General features: G+C 61.4%; 15 protein-coding genes and 1 pseudogene. 4 read left to right on the top strand and 12 right to left on the bottom strand.

Going from position 1 to position 14,696, the window contains the following annotated elements; all coding sequences use genetic code 11:
* Positions 1-89: 89 nt before the first annotated feature.
* The 10 genes from ACFOJ9_RS16235 to ACFOJ9_RS16190 form a co-directional block, all read right to left on the bottom strand.
* Positions 90-302, bottom strand: a complete 213-nt coding sequence (locus tag ACFOJ9_RS16235) for a helix-turn-helix transcriptional regulator (RefSeq protein ID WP_378979833.1) — start codon at positions 300-302, stop codon at positions 90-92.
* A 164-nt stretch (positions 303-466) separates the two neighbouring features.
* The gene (locus ACFOJ9_RS16230) at positions 467-1,666 is read right to left on the bottom strand and encodes a tyrosine-type recombinase/integrase (RefSeq protein ID WP_378979832.1); all 1,200 of its coding nucleotides are present in this window, start codon (positions 1,664-1,666) and stop codon (positions 467-469) included.
* A 285-nt stretch (positions 1,667-1,951) separates the two neighbouring features.
* On the bottom strand, positions 1,952-2,422 hold the full coding sequence (locus tag ACFOJ9_RS16225) for a nucleoside deaminase (protein ID WP_378979830.1): 471 nt from the start codon (positions 2,420-2,422) through the stop codon (positions 1,952-1,954).
* Between the two features lie 129 nt (positions 2,423-2,551).
* Positions 2,552-3,613 carry an ABC transporter ATP-binding protein gene (locus ACFOJ9_RS16220; RefSeq protein ID WP_378979828.1) on the bottom strand — a complete coding sequence of 354 codons (1,062 nt, stop codon included), beginning with the start codon at positions 3,611-3,613 and terminating at the stop codon, positions 2,552-2,554.
* A 40-nt stretch (positions 3,614-3,653) separates the two neighbouring features.
* Entirely contained in the window at positions 3,654-4,475 is an 822-nt protein-coding gene (locus ACFOJ9_RS16215) for a carbohydrate ABC transporter permease (RefSeq protein WP_056587473.1), read from the bottom strand.
* Positions 4,476-5,414: a carbohydrate ABC transporter permease gene (locus ACFOJ9_RS16210; protein WP_378979826.1), complete on the bottom strand. Its 939-nt coding sequence runs from the start codon at positions 5,412-5,414 to the stop codon at positions 4,476-4,478.
* Positions 5,414-6,751, bottom strand: a complete 1,338-nt coding sequence (locus tag ACFOJ9_RS16205; RefSeq protein WP_378979824.1) for an ABC transporter substrate-binding protein — start codon at positions 6,749-6,751, stop codon at positions 5,414-5,416. The genes ACFOJ9_RS16210 and ACFOJ9_RS16205 overlap by 1 nt, the downstream gene beginning before the upstream one ends.
* Positions 6,752-6,813: 62 nt before the next feature.
* A complete protein-coding gene (locus tag ACFOJ9_RS16200; RefSeq protein ID WP_378979822.1) occupies positions 6,814-7,473 on the bottom strand; it encodes a GntR family transcriptional regulator in 660 nt (219 codons plus the stop codon).
* A gap of 23 nt (positions 7,474-7,496) precedes the next feature.
* A complete protein-coding gene (locus ACFOJ9_RS16195) occupies positions 7,497-8,381 on the bottom strand; it encodes a dihydrodipicolinate synthase family protein (protein ID WP_378979821.1) in 885 nt (294 codons plus the stop codon).
* 318 nt (positions 8,382-8,699) lie between these two features.
* On the bottom strand, positions 8,700-9,482 hold the full coding sequence (locus ACFOJ9_RS16190; protein ID WP_378979819.1) for a hypothetical protein: 783 nt from the start codon (positions 9,480-9,482) through the stop codon (positions 8,700-8,702).
* 221 nt (positions 9,483-9,703) lie between these two features.
* Between ACFOJ9_RS16190 and ACFOJ9_RS16185 the strand changes: the two genes are divergently transcribed.
* The 4 genes and pseudogenes from ACFOJ9_RS16185 to ACFOJ9_RS16170 all read left to right on the top strand — a co-directional run bounded on the left by ACFOJ9_RS16185 (position 9,704) and on the right by ACFOJ9_RS16170 (position 12,887).
* Positions 9,704-10,783 carry an IS630 family transposase gene (locus ACFOJ9_RS16185; RefSeq protein WP_378977646.1) on the top strand — a complete coding sequence of 360 codons (1,080 nt, stop codon included), beginning with the start codon at positions 9,704-9,706 and terminating at the stop codon, positions 10,781-10,783.
* 55 nt (positions 10,784-10,838) lie between these two features.
* Positions 10,839-12,185: a glycosyltransferase gene (locus ACFOJ9_RS16180; RefSeq protein ID WP_378979817.1), complete on the top strand. Its 1,347-nt coding sequence runs from the start codon at positions 10,839-10,841 to the stop codon at positions 12,183-12,185.
* A gap of 2 nt (positions 12,186-12,187) precedes the next feature.
* Positions 12,188-12,439, top strand: a pseudogene (locus tag ACFOJ9_RS16175) (Stf0 family sulfotransferase); the annotation flags it as partial.
* A gap of 28 nt (positions 12,440-12,467) precedes the next feature.
* Positions 12,468-12,887 carry a Stf0 family sulfotransferase gene (locus tag ACFOJ9_RS16170; RefSeq protein ID WP_378987812.1) on the top strand — a complete coding sequence of 140 codons (420 nt, stop codon included), beginning with the start codon at positions 12,468-12,470 and terminating at the stop codon, positions 12,885-12,887.
* A gap of 47 nt (positions 12,888-12,934) precedes the next feature.
* Here ACFOJ9_RS16170 and dprA read toward each other — a convergent pair whose 3' ends face one another.
* The gene (gene dprA / locus ACFOJ9_RS16165) at positions 12,935-14,068 is read right to left on the bottom strand and encodes a DNA-processing protein DprA (protein WP_378987810.1); all 1,134 of its coding nucleotides are present in this window, start codon (positions 14,066-14,068) and stop codon (positions 12,935-12,937) included.
* Positions 14,069-14,085: 17 nt separating this feature from the next.
* Positions 14,086-14,673, bottom strand: a complete 588-nt coding sequence (gene plsY / locus ACFOJ9_RS16160; RefSeq protein ID WP_378979816.1) for a glycerol-3-phosphate 1-O-acyltransferase PlsY — start codon at positions 14,671-14,673, stop codon at positions 14,086-14,088.
* Positions 14,674-14,696: the final 23 nt, after the last annotated feature.

Here is a 14,696-nt window from a genome sequence, read left to right as displayed (position 1 = left end):
GCGAGCAGCAACAGCAGAGCCAGCCTCAAATTGGCCCAGGCGCGTCCGCAGCAGCGCAGCGACAAGCAGGAGGCAGATAGCGGCGCCGATCATGCTGCTTTGTCCCGCGCCTCGATGCGCGACTGCATCCAGCGCTCGACCTCGGAAAGGACGAAGGCCTTCCTGACGCCATCGCCGATCAGCAGCGGCTTGGGAAAGCTGCCCTCTTTGATCTTCTTCCAGAGTGCCGTACGAGAGATCGAGGTCATAGCGCAGACCTCGCGGATCGAGACGAACCGCGTTACCAGACTATAGTTTTCCAAGGTTTTGCCTTCTTCGTAGTGCGGTCTAAGCTCACTTCAAAGCCGAACCGCAAATCATGCTAACGAAGAGCAAACAGGAAAAAACACGACTGTAAACAGCCGTGTCGGCCTCAGAACTTCTTGCTCCTGACAGTCAGACGAAATCGTTATTGCCTGAGAGTCATTTAGCGTTCTGAAGTTTTTTTTCCGAAACAAAGCTGGATTAGGTGATCGGCCCATTTTTCGAGGGCATCGCGCTTCTCGACCTCATACGAATGCCTGTTGTAGACACCGGCCACACCGCCTCGAAAGCCGCTGATGTGGTTCAGCACCGCCTCGATGATGTGGGGCGGCACGCCGAGCCCGGCCATGCCTGTCGCCACGGTCCGCCTGATGTCGTGCGGCGTCCATGCTCTGTTGCTTTTCTGGAGCTTCAGCCGAGCTGCCTGGGCAACGGCATTGCTGGCGATCGGCGCGCCGGTCTTGCTGAACAGAGCGGCGTCCGGCTCGCCGGCGTCGGTGCGGCCGACAGCGGCTTCCATGATGGCGAGGGCAGGGGGCGAGAGCGGCACGGTGTGAGCTTGGCCGTTCTTCGTCCTGGCAGCCGGCAACGCCCACGTGGCGACGCCGACGTCGACCTCACTGCGCATTCCCCCCGCAACTTCGCCGCTGCGTTGGCCGGTCAGAAACAGCAGTCGAATGATATCGCGCATTGCTGGGCTCACGGTGGCATCAGGCAACGCGTTCCAGATTGATCGGATCTCGGCGTCGGAGAGGACGCGATCTCGCCTGACGGGCTTGCTGCGCGGCTTGACGCCGGTAACCGGCGACGAGGGGAGCCGATCGGTGTCGACGGCCCAAGCGAACATCTTGCGCACGACGGCGAGGATGTTTGTCGAGGCGGCGCCGTGCCCGGCGTCGGCCTTCGCCTCGATGATGTCGAGAATATCGCGGCGTTTCACCGCCAAAGCCTTCATGCGGCCGATCTTGGGATAGATCTCGCGCTTTAGCAGCCGCTCGTCTTCCGGCCAGGTCTTCTTTTGACGCTTCGCGTATTTTTCGATGAACAGACCACCGAGATCCTCGACGGTCATCGAGGCCTTCGCGGCGCGTTTCGTTTCGGACGGATCCTCGCCCTCGGCCACAGCGCTCATCGTCTTCAGCGCCTTACCACGGGCCCGCTCGAGGTCGATCGCCGGATAGCGACCGAGAGTCACTCGCTGCTTGGTGCTGTCGCTCTCCCGCGTGTAGACAACTGTCCAGGTCTTGATCCCGGCAGGAGTGACGCGGAGCACCAGACCGCGGATTTTGTCGTCCCAGAAATCGGTCCTTACCTTGACGGAGGCGGACCTAACGAAAGCGTCGGTGAGGTTCTTGCGCGGCATCGAAACCTACTGAGAGAATCGGCTGAAAAATCGCCTTGGGTTCTCTCGGGGTTCTATCACGCATAAACACGATGAAACAGCGTCGGACAAAATGAACACCGCACTTGAGCAATTGCACGGGTTGGCGCATGTTTCACGGCGTTCATTCCGGTCATTATGTTCTGTCTGATGCCACTTTTAATCAGTAGGTCATGGGTTCGAATCCCATCGCGCTCACCAGAAATCCACGCAATAAACTGTCACCCATCTCTCGGGAAGGGCACACCATAACCGGCGAGGAAGCCGTCAGCGCTTCCAGAAATCGCGGTGTGGTGCGAGCAACTCGTCCGCGATTTCGGGGAAGGGGCCAAAGACCTCGATCTTTTTCTGGCCGGAGTCGAGTACGGTGCGCGAAGAGAGGCTCATCGTCGGATTCTCCGCGTGATCCCCGGTGAACGCCAGGAGCTTGGCCTCCTCGTAGCCATAGACCAGCCGGCCGATATTCGCCCAGTAGAACGTTCCGGTGCACATCGCGCAGGGCTCACCGGTTGAGACCAGCGTGCATGTCCAGAGAAACTCCGGCTCGTAGGCAGCCGCCGCGCGCCGGGCGAGTTCGGTCTCGGCATGGCGCACCGTGTCGAGATTGCCCTGCCGCATCAGCACGCGATCGTCCGGCCCGACCAGCACGCAACCGAACGGATGATGCCCATGCGCCGCCGCCTCGCGCGCGACAGCGTCGGCGGATCGGAGGTGGGCGAGCATCTGATCGCGGGTCATGGCAAGATCCTATCACGCCGGCATCCACCCGATGAGCGGCTCTTCGAGCCGAGATTGCTGCCAAGGGACGCGAGTGGCAAGAGCCAACCGTCGCTTGAGACCTTTGCGTCGGGATATCAGACCTTTGCCCTACAATCGCCGACCGGTCTTGGCTTCGAACAGATGAGCGCAGGCGCCGTCGATCTCGATTCGCATCTGCGCGCCTTGCTTCAGCGCAAGCCGTTCCCGGAAAAGGCAGGAGATTTCTTCGCCGGCGCAGTCGACCCGGGCGAAGATTTCCGAACCCGTGGCTTCCAGAAGCACGATCGTGCCGACAATGCCCTGGGTGGTCGTTGCTCGGATATGTTCGGGACGGATGCCGTAGATGAGTTCACCCGCGGGAATTTTTGCCAGGTTGATGCCTTCCGGCAGCGGCAAGGTCAGCCCGCCGTTGCTGCGGAAAACGCCTTCCTCGACGTGGCCGGCAATGAAGTTCATGGCGGGCGAGCCGATGAAGCCGGCAACGAACAGATTTGCCGGACGGTCGTAAAGATCGAGCGGCGCGCCGATCTGCTCGACAAGGCCGTCATGCAGCACAACGATCTTGTCGGCCATGGTCATGGCCTCGATCTGGTCATGCGTGACATAGATGGTGGTGGTGCCCAGCCGCTGGTGCAGCGCCTTGATCTCGCCGCGCATCTGGACGCGCAATTTGGCGTCGAGATTGGACAGCGGCTCGTCGAACAGGAAAACCTGCGGGTCGCGCACGATCGCGCGGCCCATGGCGACGCGCTGGCGCTGGCCGCCGGAGAGCTGGCGCGGGTAGCGGTCGAGCAGCTTGTCGAGGCCCAGAATGTTGGCGGCCCTGCCGACGCGGCTGGCGGTATCGGCAGGATCGGCTTTCTTGATCTTGAGGGCAAAGCCCATATTGTCGGCTACCGTCATGTGCGGATAGAGCGCGTAGTTCTGAAACACCATGGCGATGTTGCGGTCGCGCGCGCGCAGATTGTTGACGGTGCGATCGCCAATGGCGATCTTGCCGCCCGAGATCGTCTCAAGCCCGGCAATCATGCGCAGCAGCGTCGATTTTCCGCAGCCCGAGGGGCCGACCAGGATGACGAATTCGCCATCGGCAATATCGACGCTGACGTCATGAATGACCTTGGTGGCTCCGAAAGCCTTCTGCACGTTGTTGATTGTGACCGATGCCATTGGGTTTTCCTCGAAAGATGTGTGATGTCGGACCGCGTCCTCAGCCGCCCTTGACGGCGCCGGCGGTCAGTCCCGCGACGATCTGCCTTTGGGCGAACATGGTCAGAACCAGCACCGGCAGCGTCACCACCAGTGCGGCGGCGGCGAGTGGCCCCCAGCTCACCTGCTCATAAGAGAGCATGTTGTAGACGGCGACCGGCAGCGTGCGCGTTTCGCGGCTGGCGAGCACCACGCCGAAGACGAAATTGTTCCATGAGAAGATGACTGACAGGATGAAGGCCACCACGATGCCGGGCTTGGCGATGGGCAGGGCGACCAGCCGGAACACCTGCCAGGAGCTGGCCCCGTCGATGTTGGCCGCTTCTTCCAGTTCCATCGGCGTGGTCTCGAAATAGCCGATCATCACCCAGACGACGATCGGCACGGTCACCACCAGATGGATGATGATCTGCGGCCACAGCGTGCCGAGAATGCCGACCCATTGGAACAGCAGAAACAGCGGGATGAGATAGGAAAGCCCTGGTGTCATGCGGGCTATCATGATGACGACCGCCGATCGCTCGGCCTTGAGCCGCGCGATGCCATAGCCGGCCGGCACGCCGATCAGCAGCGCCAGCAGTGTCGCCGTGCCGGTCACCAGAACCGAGTTCCAGAGATAGAGCAGGAAGTTGTTTTCCTCGAACACCTTCGCATAGTTCGACCAGGCGAGATGTTCGGGGATCAGGATCGGCGGATAGGCGCCGTTGTCGATCTCGAATTTCAGAGACAGCGAGATCATCCAGAGGAAGAACAGGATCGCCGGGGAGACGAAGACCAGAGCCGCGAAAAACAGCCCGATCTGGTTGAGCAGCCGTGAACTCATCTATTTGCCCTCCACGCCGATCCACTGGGAGCGCTGGCGCAACATCAAGAGGATGAAGGACAGGGCGACGATGACGATGAAGAACACCACGGCCATGGCCGAGCCATAGCCGATGTCGTAGTAGGAGAAGGCGGTGTTGTAGAGATAGATGTTGATGGTTTCCGACGCCGTGCCCGGCCCACCCTGCGTCATCGCATAGATGATGTCGAAGCTCTTCAGCGCGTCGATGGTGCGGATAATCATCGCGATCATCAGGAACGGCGCGATCATCGGCAAGGTCAGGTAGCGGAACTGCTGCCAGGCATTGGCGCCGTCGATTTCGGCGCTCTCGAACGGCTCGCGCGGCATGGATGCCAGGCCGCCCAGCACGATCAGCATCACCAGCGGTGTCCACTGCCAGGTCTCGACCGCAACCAGGGACGGGATGACCGTGTTGGCGTTGAAGATCCATTCCTGCGCCGGGATGCCGACCTGCGACAGAAGATAGTTGAGGACGCCGAGCTGGGGATGGAACATCATCGTCCAGACCAGCGCCACGGCGACGGGCGTTGCCATCATCGGCATCACGAAGACGCCGCGCAAGAGGCCGCGCAGCGGAAACCTGGCATCGAAGATCAGGGCGGCTATTGTGCCGAGGAGCATCGGCGCGGCAACCGAGAGGAAGGTGTAGCTCAACGTATGGAGAAGCGATTCCCAGAAGCGCTGGTCGACAGCCAGCCGCAGATAATTCTCCATCCCGGCAAAGCTTCGCGACCGGCCGAGCGTCCAGCGGTTGACGCTCATCCACAGCGTAAAGGCCCAGGGAAAGACGATGACTGCGCCGACGACGACGAGTGCCGGAATGACGAAAGGCCAGTAGTTGGGAGCCAGCCGGATCGTCTGGCTCCCTTCGATGGCTTGCGTCGTCACCCCGGTGCGTTCTGGGGTGGTGGCGGACATCAGCCCTGCTCGCTCCTGTCGAGGACCGGCTGGAATTGTTCGGTGGCCTTCTTCAACTCCTCCGCCGGATCGGCGCCCGCGATCAGGTTGGTCAGCGCCACGCCATAGATGTCGCGGAACTCGGTGACCGGGATGATGACCGGCAGCGACAGCCGGCTGACATTGCCGGAGCCGACCACCGCATCGAGCCAGCTCGCCGGCATGGTGACGCCTTCGCGCACCTTGGGATCTTCAAGCACCGACTTGCGGAACGGGACGCCGGCGCCTGCCTGCAGCAGGCGTGCGCCCATGACCGGTGACACTGCCCACTGACAGAACAGATAGGCGGCCTCCTTCTTCTCGCTGGTGGCCGTCACGCCGATGCCGTCGCCGAAGGTGCCCGCGGCGTGCGCCTTGGGACCCTTGGGCATGACGCCATAGCCGACCTTGCCGACCACCCGCGATTTTTCCGGATTTTCCATCGGTGGGGCAAAGCCGACGCCGTCGAACCACATGCCGATCTTGCCTTGCAGGAAGGCGGACTGCGCTTCGGCCCAGTTGAAGCCGGTGACGCCTGGAGGCGCGGATTTGGTCATCAGCCTTTGGTAGAGGCTGGCGGCCTCGATCGCCTCGGGCGACGTCGTGCGCAGCTTCCCCTGACCATCGAGTGGCGTCATGTCGTAGCCGAGCATGAGTGATGTCCACACCGGCGTGTTGGCGTTCTTGATGCCACGGGCGACGAAACCGTAAGTGTTGGTCGACGGGTCGGTCAGCGCCTCGGCTGCGGCCACCAGCTGCTCGAAAGTTTCAGGATATTTGAGGCCCTTGGCCTCGAACAGCTCCTTGTTCCAGTAGACGATCCAGTAGTCGACCGAGAATGGCAACGAGCGCAGCACGCCCTTGCCGTCCTTGGCGAACAGCATGCCGGCATCGGCGAAATCGCTTTCGACCAAACCCGGATCGGTAAGGGCTGGGTCGGCGAGATAGCCTGATATGTCGGCGAGCCAGCCGCCCTTTTCGAACTGCCGCTTCTGCACATGGTAGCTCAGATGCACGACGTCGAAGCTCGGCTTGCCGGAGCTCAGTTCGATCACCGTCTTCTGGCGCTGCTGCTGTTCGGGTGTTGCCTCGGCATTGACCTTGATCCCGGTCAGTTCCTCGAACTCGGCGAGATATTTTATGAGGGTGTCGCTGCGCGGGCTTTTCACCAGATTGACGTCGAGCGTCGTGCCGGCGAAGCGCTTCCAGTCGACGGCGGCGGCAAAGCCTGGGCGTATACCAGCGATACCGGCGGCAGCGAGTGCAGCGGTTCCTTGCAAGAGTTGCCTTCTGGTTGGGTTGAACAGATTGGACGACATTTCTTCCTCCCGGTTGCTGTCGTTGTCGATTGCGTCGCGACCGCGGCGCGGCTCATGCTTCCTCAGATTTGCAGCGCCAGCCGGCGCGCCTTGTCGATGTGCAGGCTGATTGCCTCGACCGCCTTTTGCGGGTCGCGGCTCTCCATGGCTTCGATGACCGCGAGGTGCTCGCGCATGACCGGCACGACGCGCCCGTCGATACGGAAACGTTCTTGGTGGATCAGCCGGATCTTCACCGAGTTGACCAGATAGGCCTTGGCGATGATCTCGTTGCCCAGCGCATTGATGAAGGTGTCGTGCATCGCCCAGTCGATGCTCTGGGCTTTGGCTTCCATTTCGGGCGTCGGCGCCTGCGAAAGGGCTTGCGCCAGCATCTCCTCGTGTTCGCGCCGCAGGCGGGCAAGCTCGTCATCGGAAGCGCTGGCGGTGAACAGCGCCACCGCTTCGCGCTCCATGAACAGGCGGAACTGAAAAGCCTCGCGGATCAGGCTGATGTCGATATGGGCGATCTGCATGCCGCGCTGCGGGATTGTCGTCAAAAGCCCTTCAGCCTCGAGACGCGGCACGATTTCGCGAATGGCGCCGAGTGGCAGGCCGGTGAAGGCAACCAACTCGCGCTGCGACACGAACTGGCCAGGCAGCAGGTCGCGGGCCAGCAAATGCCGCGTGAAGCTGGCATAGGCTTTTTCCCTAAGGGTGGTCGGTTCGCTGCCGTCTTCCATTTCAGCGCGTATCCCTTTGCCGGTCAGGCTGATTCCCTGGCAAACAACCTGTCATAGGCGTCGGCAAGCTGTTGCTGCCCCTGCGAAGCGATGGGCTCCAGCGGTGGTCGGACCGCCAGCCAGCGGTCGTCGCCGGTCTTGCGCGCCACCATGACCTTCACCGCCGGCGTCACCGGATATTTGAGCAATTCGAGCACGAAACGCTCGACGCGCGTATCGTCGCGCCCGTCCTCGGCCATGGCTCGGATTTCACCGGTAACGAAATTGGCCATGCCGGAGATTGCGCCTTGAGCGCCAATTCGCACCGCCCGCGCCAGATGCCGCTCGTCACCGATCAGAATCACCAGATCACGGTGGGCGTCGAGCAGCGCCTCGCTGTAGTCCCAGTCCCCACCGGAATCCTTGACCCCCGCGACAACGTCCGGAAAAGCGGTGCGCAACCGGCCGATCAGGCCAAGCGATAGCTGCACCATCGTGACCGACGGGATGTTGTAGAGCAGAACGCCACGGGCGAGGGGACCGAGCGCAGCAAAGACAGCGGAAAACCAGCCGAAAAGACCATCCTCGCCGACATTCTTGAAGTAGCTCGGCGGCGCAAGCAGAATGTTGCGGGCGCCCCGTTGCAAGGCATGCCGCGCCTGTTCTGCAGCGTCTTCGGCTGCATCGACCAGCACGCCGGCAACAAGCTGATGCGGCAAGATGCCGGCAGTCAGCATGGCTTCGGTCACCGACCGCCGCTCCGCCGCGCCCACCGAAGCGCCTTCGCCGGTGGTACCGAAAAGTGTTACGCTGCCGCACCCCTCGGCCAGGCAACGCCTGGCCTGGGCGACCATGAGGGCGATGGCGATCTGCCCGGAGGCATCGAAAGGCGTGGCAAGGGCGGCTGAAAGGCCAAAGCGTGATGTCACCGGGGGTCTCCGAAAAGAAGTTCGCAGGCAGTGATATCTCACTAACATGTCAGTTGTAAATCGGGTTGGCCAAATTTTTGCGATGAGGCGCTCGCACACTGACCTGTAGCGGGATCGAGCCCGCGGGAGCGCGTAGCCAGCCCATAGAGCCGAGCGCGCAAAGTTGATGGCGATGCGATTGCCGAGGCGGGCGGTTTGCAAGGCCGCTAGAACCTCAGAATCCTGTTCGCCGCGAAAGTGGTGAGTAGATGATGAGTTCGAATCCTATCGCGCTCATCATTGTTTCACATCAGCGCAGGTATCGATCGGAACCCGTGGCTAGGCCCTGGAAGGCAGACGCCTGACTTTCCGCGAAACGTTATTTCGGTCGCTTTCCGACATGAGTTTCTGCGCCACCGGCTGCACATTTTCCCTGTAGGTGATGCATCTGTCGTAAAGTTTGTTCGCCACGCGCTCTTTGCCGATCCGCTCCCACTCCGGCGTCCAGGGCGCATCCCAGTCAAAGTGCTGCGAAATGAGAAGTTCTCGGTCGAAGCATTGCGGATCCCGAACCAAAATCTGACGGGCTTCATCCGCCAAGGGCATATAGGCTTTGACCGCAGCCATCTTTCTGGCTCGAGCAGCCGAATCCAGTTGAATTTCTACCTCGGCAACCCCCGACACGTCGGGAACCGCAGCGGAGCAAAGCTGCTTGCACCCCGGTCTTGTGCTTTGCAGCAGCCTGTTGAGGGCGGCGCCGAATGCATAGGCCAGATCGTGCATCGGATTGTAGCCATCGACCGCGTCCGAGACGACTTGCACGTCCCGCATATCAGACACATCGACACTGATTCTCGCCAGCACATCGGCAAAGATGCCGCTGTCCCTGGCCAACAGCGCTTTATACCAGGCAGCGTCCGGAATATCGCCGAAGACCGCCCCAGCGGTTGCGCCAGCAGCGTCCACCACGTCGCGTGAGTATTGGGTTCGTGCAGAGTGGCGACTGCCCGAGCCATCCGTCAAAAGGTAGATTCGCGGTTTCTTGAGCTCGAGCCAGTGATGAATCCTAAGTTCATGCCCTGGATGGGCAAGGATCAGCACATGCTGCAACTTTTCCGACAAGCAACGGCTCCAATCCAGGTTTCGGCATACATTCGCGTTTAGATTGTATCTAGGGCGACCAGGCGTCAAAGGCTTCCCAACATTGGGACAGGCGCCGGTCATTTTTGCACAAATTTGTCTGGTCGATATCTTCAAACTAAGAATGCTGCCTAGTGGATTGATCGGGACAGAAGAGTCCTTTTTGGGATTCCCCGGATCGCTTCGGCATGCGACATTGCGGGATGCGCACTGGTATCAGCATCGACATCACGGCTTCGGACAGAATTCGGCTTGAAGGGATCGTCGCAGCACGGAGTTCGCCTCAGAAGCATGTCTGGCGAGCGCGGATCATTCTGTTGAGCGGTGATGGCCTGGGGACCGCCGCGATCATGACGATGACAGCCAAGTCGAAGACCTGCGTGTGGCGCTGGCAGGAGCGCTTCATGAACGAAGGCGTCGACGGCCTGCTGCGCGACAAGACGCGGCCACCGGGCATTGCACCGCTTCAGTCTGTGCTGGTCGACAGGGTCGTGGCGCTGACACTCGATCCGCCAGACCACGAGGCGACGCACTGGACGGTCCGCGCGATGGCGAAGGCGGTCGGCATCGCGGCGTCTTCGGTGGTGAAGATCTGGCACGACCATGGCCTTGCGCCTCACCGCTGGCGCAGCTTCAAGCTGTCCAACGACAAGGCGTTTGCCGAGAAGCTTCACGATGTGGTCGGGCTCTACGTCTCGCCCCCCGCTCATGCCATCGTGCTGTCGGTCGACGAAAAGAGCCAAATCCAGGCGCTCGACCGCACTCAGCCGGGGTTGCCGCTGAAGCGCGGTCGCGGGGCGACAATGACGCACGACTACAAGCGCAACGGCACGACGACCCTGTTCGCCGCGCTCAACGTCCTCGATGGCTCGGTGATCGGCCGTAATATGCAGCGCCATCGCCATCAGGAGTTCATCCGCTTCCTCAACGCCGTCGAGGCTGAACTTCCGCCCGACAAGGCCGTCCATGTGATCCTCGACAACTATGCCACTCACAAGCAGCCCAAAGTACGCGCTTGGCTGGCCAGGCATTCGCGCTGGACCTTCCATTTTGTGCCGACATCCTGCTCATGGCTCAATGCTGTCGAGGGCTTCTTCGCCAAGCTCACACGCCGCCGGCTGAAGCACGGTGTCTTCTACTCCGTCGTCGATCTCCAGGCCGCCATCAATCGCTTCATCACCGAGCACAATCAGCAATCCCGACCGTTCGTCTGGAGAGCCGACCCACACAAAATCATCGCCGCCGTCAGGCGCGGGCACCAAACGTTGGAATCAATCCACTAGCACCTGTTATCCTCGCCGCCAATGCGGAGATTGCGAAACAGGCAGGAGGCGGCATTTGCGGGTTCTCATTACCAATCTGTTCGTGTCGCACAACAGCGGTACCGAAGCCGTTGTCGAATTGCTGGCCGACGGGCTTCGCGGCGCTGGTCATCAAACCATGGTGTTGGCTCCAACTCTTGGCGATATGGCCGACAGAATGCGCCGCCGCGGACACCATGTGGTCGACCGGATTGCCGAGATCGTCGAAAAGCCCGACATCATCCATGGCCAGCATTTGACGCCTTGCCTGACCGCGCTGGCGCGGTTTCCTGACGTGCCAGCCGTGTTTTCCTGCCACAGCGCTTTCTTCGAGGTCGAAGCTCCCATGCTTCATCCGCAGATACGCCGCTGGATCGCGGTCGACGAAGCGTGCAAGGCCAAATGCCTGTCACGCGGTGTACCGGCGGACAAGTTGGACCTCATCCACAACGCGGTCGACCTTCAACGTTTCAAGCCCCGCATGCCGCTGCCTTCCAGACCCGCCAGAGGGCTGCTGTTGACCAAGAATTTCGAACACCAGCAGGCGGTGCGCGAAGCCTGCTCGAAAAGCAACGTTCATCTGGATGAGTTGGGTCCGGCTACAGGTCGCTTTTCCCATCAACTCGAAAAGGATTTGCTCGATTACGACATCGTGTTTGCAACGGCCCGTATGGCCATTGAAGCTGCCGCCGTGGGGTGCTCGGTCGTCGTCTGCGACGCGCGCGGTTTCGCCGGCTTGCTGGATACGGTAAACATGGAGGCATGGCGGCAAATGAACCTCGGGGTTGGGCTTCTAACCAAGCCGACCACCGTCGAAAATCTGATGGAGGCGATCTCGCGGTTCGATGCCGACGATGCCGTGAAGGTTTCCGCCTATTTTCGTGAAGTGGCTGATATCCCGCACTTAGTTCAAGAGCATCTCAGGGTCTACAATCAGGCTATTGAGGCCGATGCGGACACGACTGCTGACGAACGGTCACTGGCCACAGCGTGCTGGATCGAGGAAATCGGCGTGTCGCTTCCGTCGCGCAGATGGGCCGCCATCGTGAAGGAGATGCACGGATGGCAGATTTCGCCAGACCAGGCCGCGCTTGTGGAACTGTTGCGATCAAACACAAAAACGCTGGAGAGCAATGCCGCGTCGTTGATGGAGCTTGGCGAGCAGGTCAAAGCCATTCGACCCGAAACCGCAAAAATTGGTCCGATCCTTGATGTCTCCGCTTCGCTCGACAGGGTGGCCCATGACAGTCAGGCCAGATTGCATCGGCTTGAAGAGCAGCTATCCAGCCTTTCAAATCTCGTCAACGAAAGCAAACGACTCTACAACGGCATGGTCCCGCTGTTCATAAGAAAAATGTTTCTTCGGGCTCGCGGGCGAGGTTGAAGGTGTCCGACGGCGTACGGGGCTACTCAATTTGCACATCGCCGAGATCTGGCAGCAACTTCCTGTGCCAGCATCTCAGTGGCACCGGGATGCTTGGGCATCCGCTCGAATATTTCAATTGGAGAGGGCGTCGATTTTTCGACGATCCAAACTTCCCTGAAGATGTAGCCGGGCAGGTGGACAAAATTCTCACCATGGGCGCCACACCCAACCACATATATGGTCTGAAAATATTCGCTCACCAGCACGATTGGATTTCAAGCGAAATTGGCTGGTTCGAACGTGCTTCCGAATCTTCGGTTCATCTTGCTTTCGAGGCGAGACCTTCTCGGTCAGGCCATATCCTGGGCGAGGGCATTGCAGACCAGCCAATACCGATCGACTCAAACGGCAAGCCAAGAGCCGGTGTTCCATGCCGAGTTGGTTCAGAAACAACTCGATGCGCTGGTCCGGGAAAGGGCGCGTTGGGAGATGTTTTTTGCCCGAACTGGGATGGATCCTCTCAGACTCGAATACGAGACGATAGTCGCAAATCCACCACATGCCGTCCGCCAAGTCGCGGACATGATGGGAGTGACGCTCCAGCGCAACCCGGAGTCCATCAGCGTCGCGATCCAACAGCAGCGAGATTCAACCAGTTTTGAATGGGCTGTTCGTTTCAGGAGCGAGCGCGGCAATCCAAATACGCTGGATTCTGTATAGAGCTGCTCGTATGCGGCGGCGCGCGGAACGGGATTTAGCACTGCCGTTCAGGAATCTTCAAACACCAGCGAAACATGTCCGCCGGCATGGCGTTCGAGCCGGCCGGCGAGGTCGAGTTCCAGCAGCACCATGAACACCTGGGCCGGGTGCAGGCGGGTGTGGCGGATGATCTCGTCGACCGCGACGGGCGTCGGGCCGAGCGCCTCGACGACGCGGGCGCGGTCGCTTTCGCCGGGCGGTGGCGTGGCCGAGAAATCGGGCGGCTCTTCGAACGGCGGCACCTCAGGCGCCCGCATGCCGGTCAGCGGGGCGATTGCCCGCGAAATGTCCGATGCCTCGGTGACCAGGGTGGCGCCATCCTTGAGCAGGCCGTTGCAGCCTGCGGCGCGTGGATCGAGCGGTGAGCCTGGTACGGCGAAGACCAGCCGGCCCATTTCGCCGGCAAGCCTGGCGCTGATCAGCGATCCAGAGCGTTGCGCCGCTTCGACCACCACCAACCCAAGGGCAGCCCCCGCGACAAGGCGGTTGCGGCGCGGGAAATCCTGGGCGCGCGGCTGCCAGCCGAACGGCATTTCCGAAATGATGGCGCCGCGCTCGGCAATTTCCTCGCACAGGCCGGCATTTTCGGGCGGGTAGGGCAGGTCGAGGCCGCCGGCCAGGACGCCGATCGTGCCGGTCGCCAGACTGCCCTGATGCGCCGCCGTGTCGATGCCGCGCGCCAGACCGGAGACGATTGCGTAGCCGTCGCGGCCAAGGTCCGCCGCCAGCATGCGTGCCATCTTGATGCCGGCCAGCGATGCGTTGCGCGCGCCAACGATGGCGACGCCCGGCAACCGGAAAACAGCTGCATTGCCCTTGACCGCCAGCAGCGGCGGCGGATGGTCCATGGTGCGCAAGAGCTGGGGATAGTCGGGTTCGCCGATGCCGACAAAGCGCGCGCCAGCCTTTCGGGCTGCCTCCAGCTCGGCCTCGGCCTCGGCAATGGAAGGGCTGCGGGCGATCCGGCGGGCGCCACCGGAAATCATCAGTTCCGGCAGTATTTCAAGCGCCGCTTCGGCTGAGCCGAAGCGGTTGATCAGGTCGCGAAAGGAGGCGGGGCCGACATTCTGGGTGCGGATCAGCCGCAACCAGCTCAGCCGCTGCCGGTCGCTGAGGCGCGGCCTGGCGGCGGGCTCGCTCACCGTGGTGGCGCGCTCGCTCACCCCTTGGCTCCGATCTTGCCCTCGGTGCCGGCAAGCAGGCGCGAAATGTTTTCCCGGTGCTTGATGAAAACGATGATGCTCATCACCACGAACAGGGCGGCAATCTGCGGCGTGCTCATGAAATAGAGAGCGATCGGCACGACGACGGCTGCCGTCAGCGCCGCCAGCGAGGAGTAACGGAACAGAAAAGCGATCACCAGCCAGACGACGGCGAAGATCAGCGCCACCTGCCAGGCCAGGCCGATCAGCACGCCGAGATAGGTCGCGACGCCCTTGCCGCCCTTGAAACCGAGCCAGACCGGGAAGAGATGACCGAGAAAGGCGCCGAGACCGGCCCAGATCGCCAGGTCAGGCGCGAAATGGCCTGCTATCAGCACGGCGGCCGTGCCCTTCAGCGCGTCGAGCAGCAGCGTCGCGGCGGCAAGGCCCTTATTGCCGGTGCGCAGAACATTGGTGGCGCCGATATTGCCGGAGCCGATCTTGCGCACATCGCCAAGACCGGCCGCGCGCGTCAGTAGGAGCCCGAACGGAATCGAGCCAAGCAAATAGCCGAATACGAGCGCCGGGATGAGGCTGTAAGTCATTGTTTCCCCCGCATTTCCCTAGT

The sequence above is a fragment of the Mesorhizobium cantuariense genome, from assembly GCF_042647205.1.
Lineage (GTDB): Bacteria > Pseudomonadota > Alphaproteobacteria > Rhizobiales > Rhizobiaceae > Mesorhizobium > Mesorhizobium cantuariense.
The sequence above is the reverse complement of the archived record's forward strand: the minus strand, read 5'-3'. Positions and strand labels throughout refer to the sequence as shown.

Excerpts from the sequence above, each read along its gene's own strand:
- ACFOJ9_RS16215 (WP_056587473.1), bottom strand. The coding sequence starts at position 4,475 with ATGAGTTCACGGCTGCTCAACCAGATCGGGCTGTTTTTCGCGGCTCTG.
- ACFOJ9_RS16220 (WP_378979828.1), bottom strand. The coding sequence starts at position 3,613 with ATGGCATCGGTCACAATCAACAACGTGCAGAAGGCTTTCGGAGCCACC.
- ACFOJ9_RS16225 (WP_378979830.1), bottom strand. The coding sequence starts at position 2,422 with ATGACCCGCGATCAGATGCTCGCCCACCTCCGATCCGCCGACGCTGTC.
- ACFOJ9_RS16210 (WP_378979826.1), bottom strand. The coding sequence starts at position 5,414 with ATGTCCGCCACCACCCCAGAACGCACCGGGGTGACGACGCAAGCCATC.
- plsY (WP_378979816.1), bottom strand. The coding sequence starts at position 14,673 with ATGACTTACAGCCTCATCCCGGCGCTCGTATTCGGCTATTTGCTTGGC.
- ACFOJ9_RS16185 (WP_378977646.1), top strand. The coding sequence starts at position 9,704 with ATGCGCACTGGTATCAGCATCGACATCACGGCTTCGGACAGAATTCGG.
- ACFOJ9_RS16200 (WP_378979822.1), bottom strand. The coding sequence starts at position 7,473 with ATGGAAGACGGCAGCGAACCGACCACCCTTAGGGAAAAAGCCTATGCC.
- ACFOJ9_RS16205 (WP_378979824.1), bottom strand. The coding sequence starts at position 6,751 with ATGTCGTCCAATCTGTTCAACCCAACCAGAAGGCAACTCTTGCAAGGA.
- ACFOJ9_RS16230 (WP_378979832.1), bottom strand. The coding sequence starts at position 1,666 with ATGCCGCGCAAGAACCTCACCGACGCTTTCGTTAGGTCCGCCTCCGTC.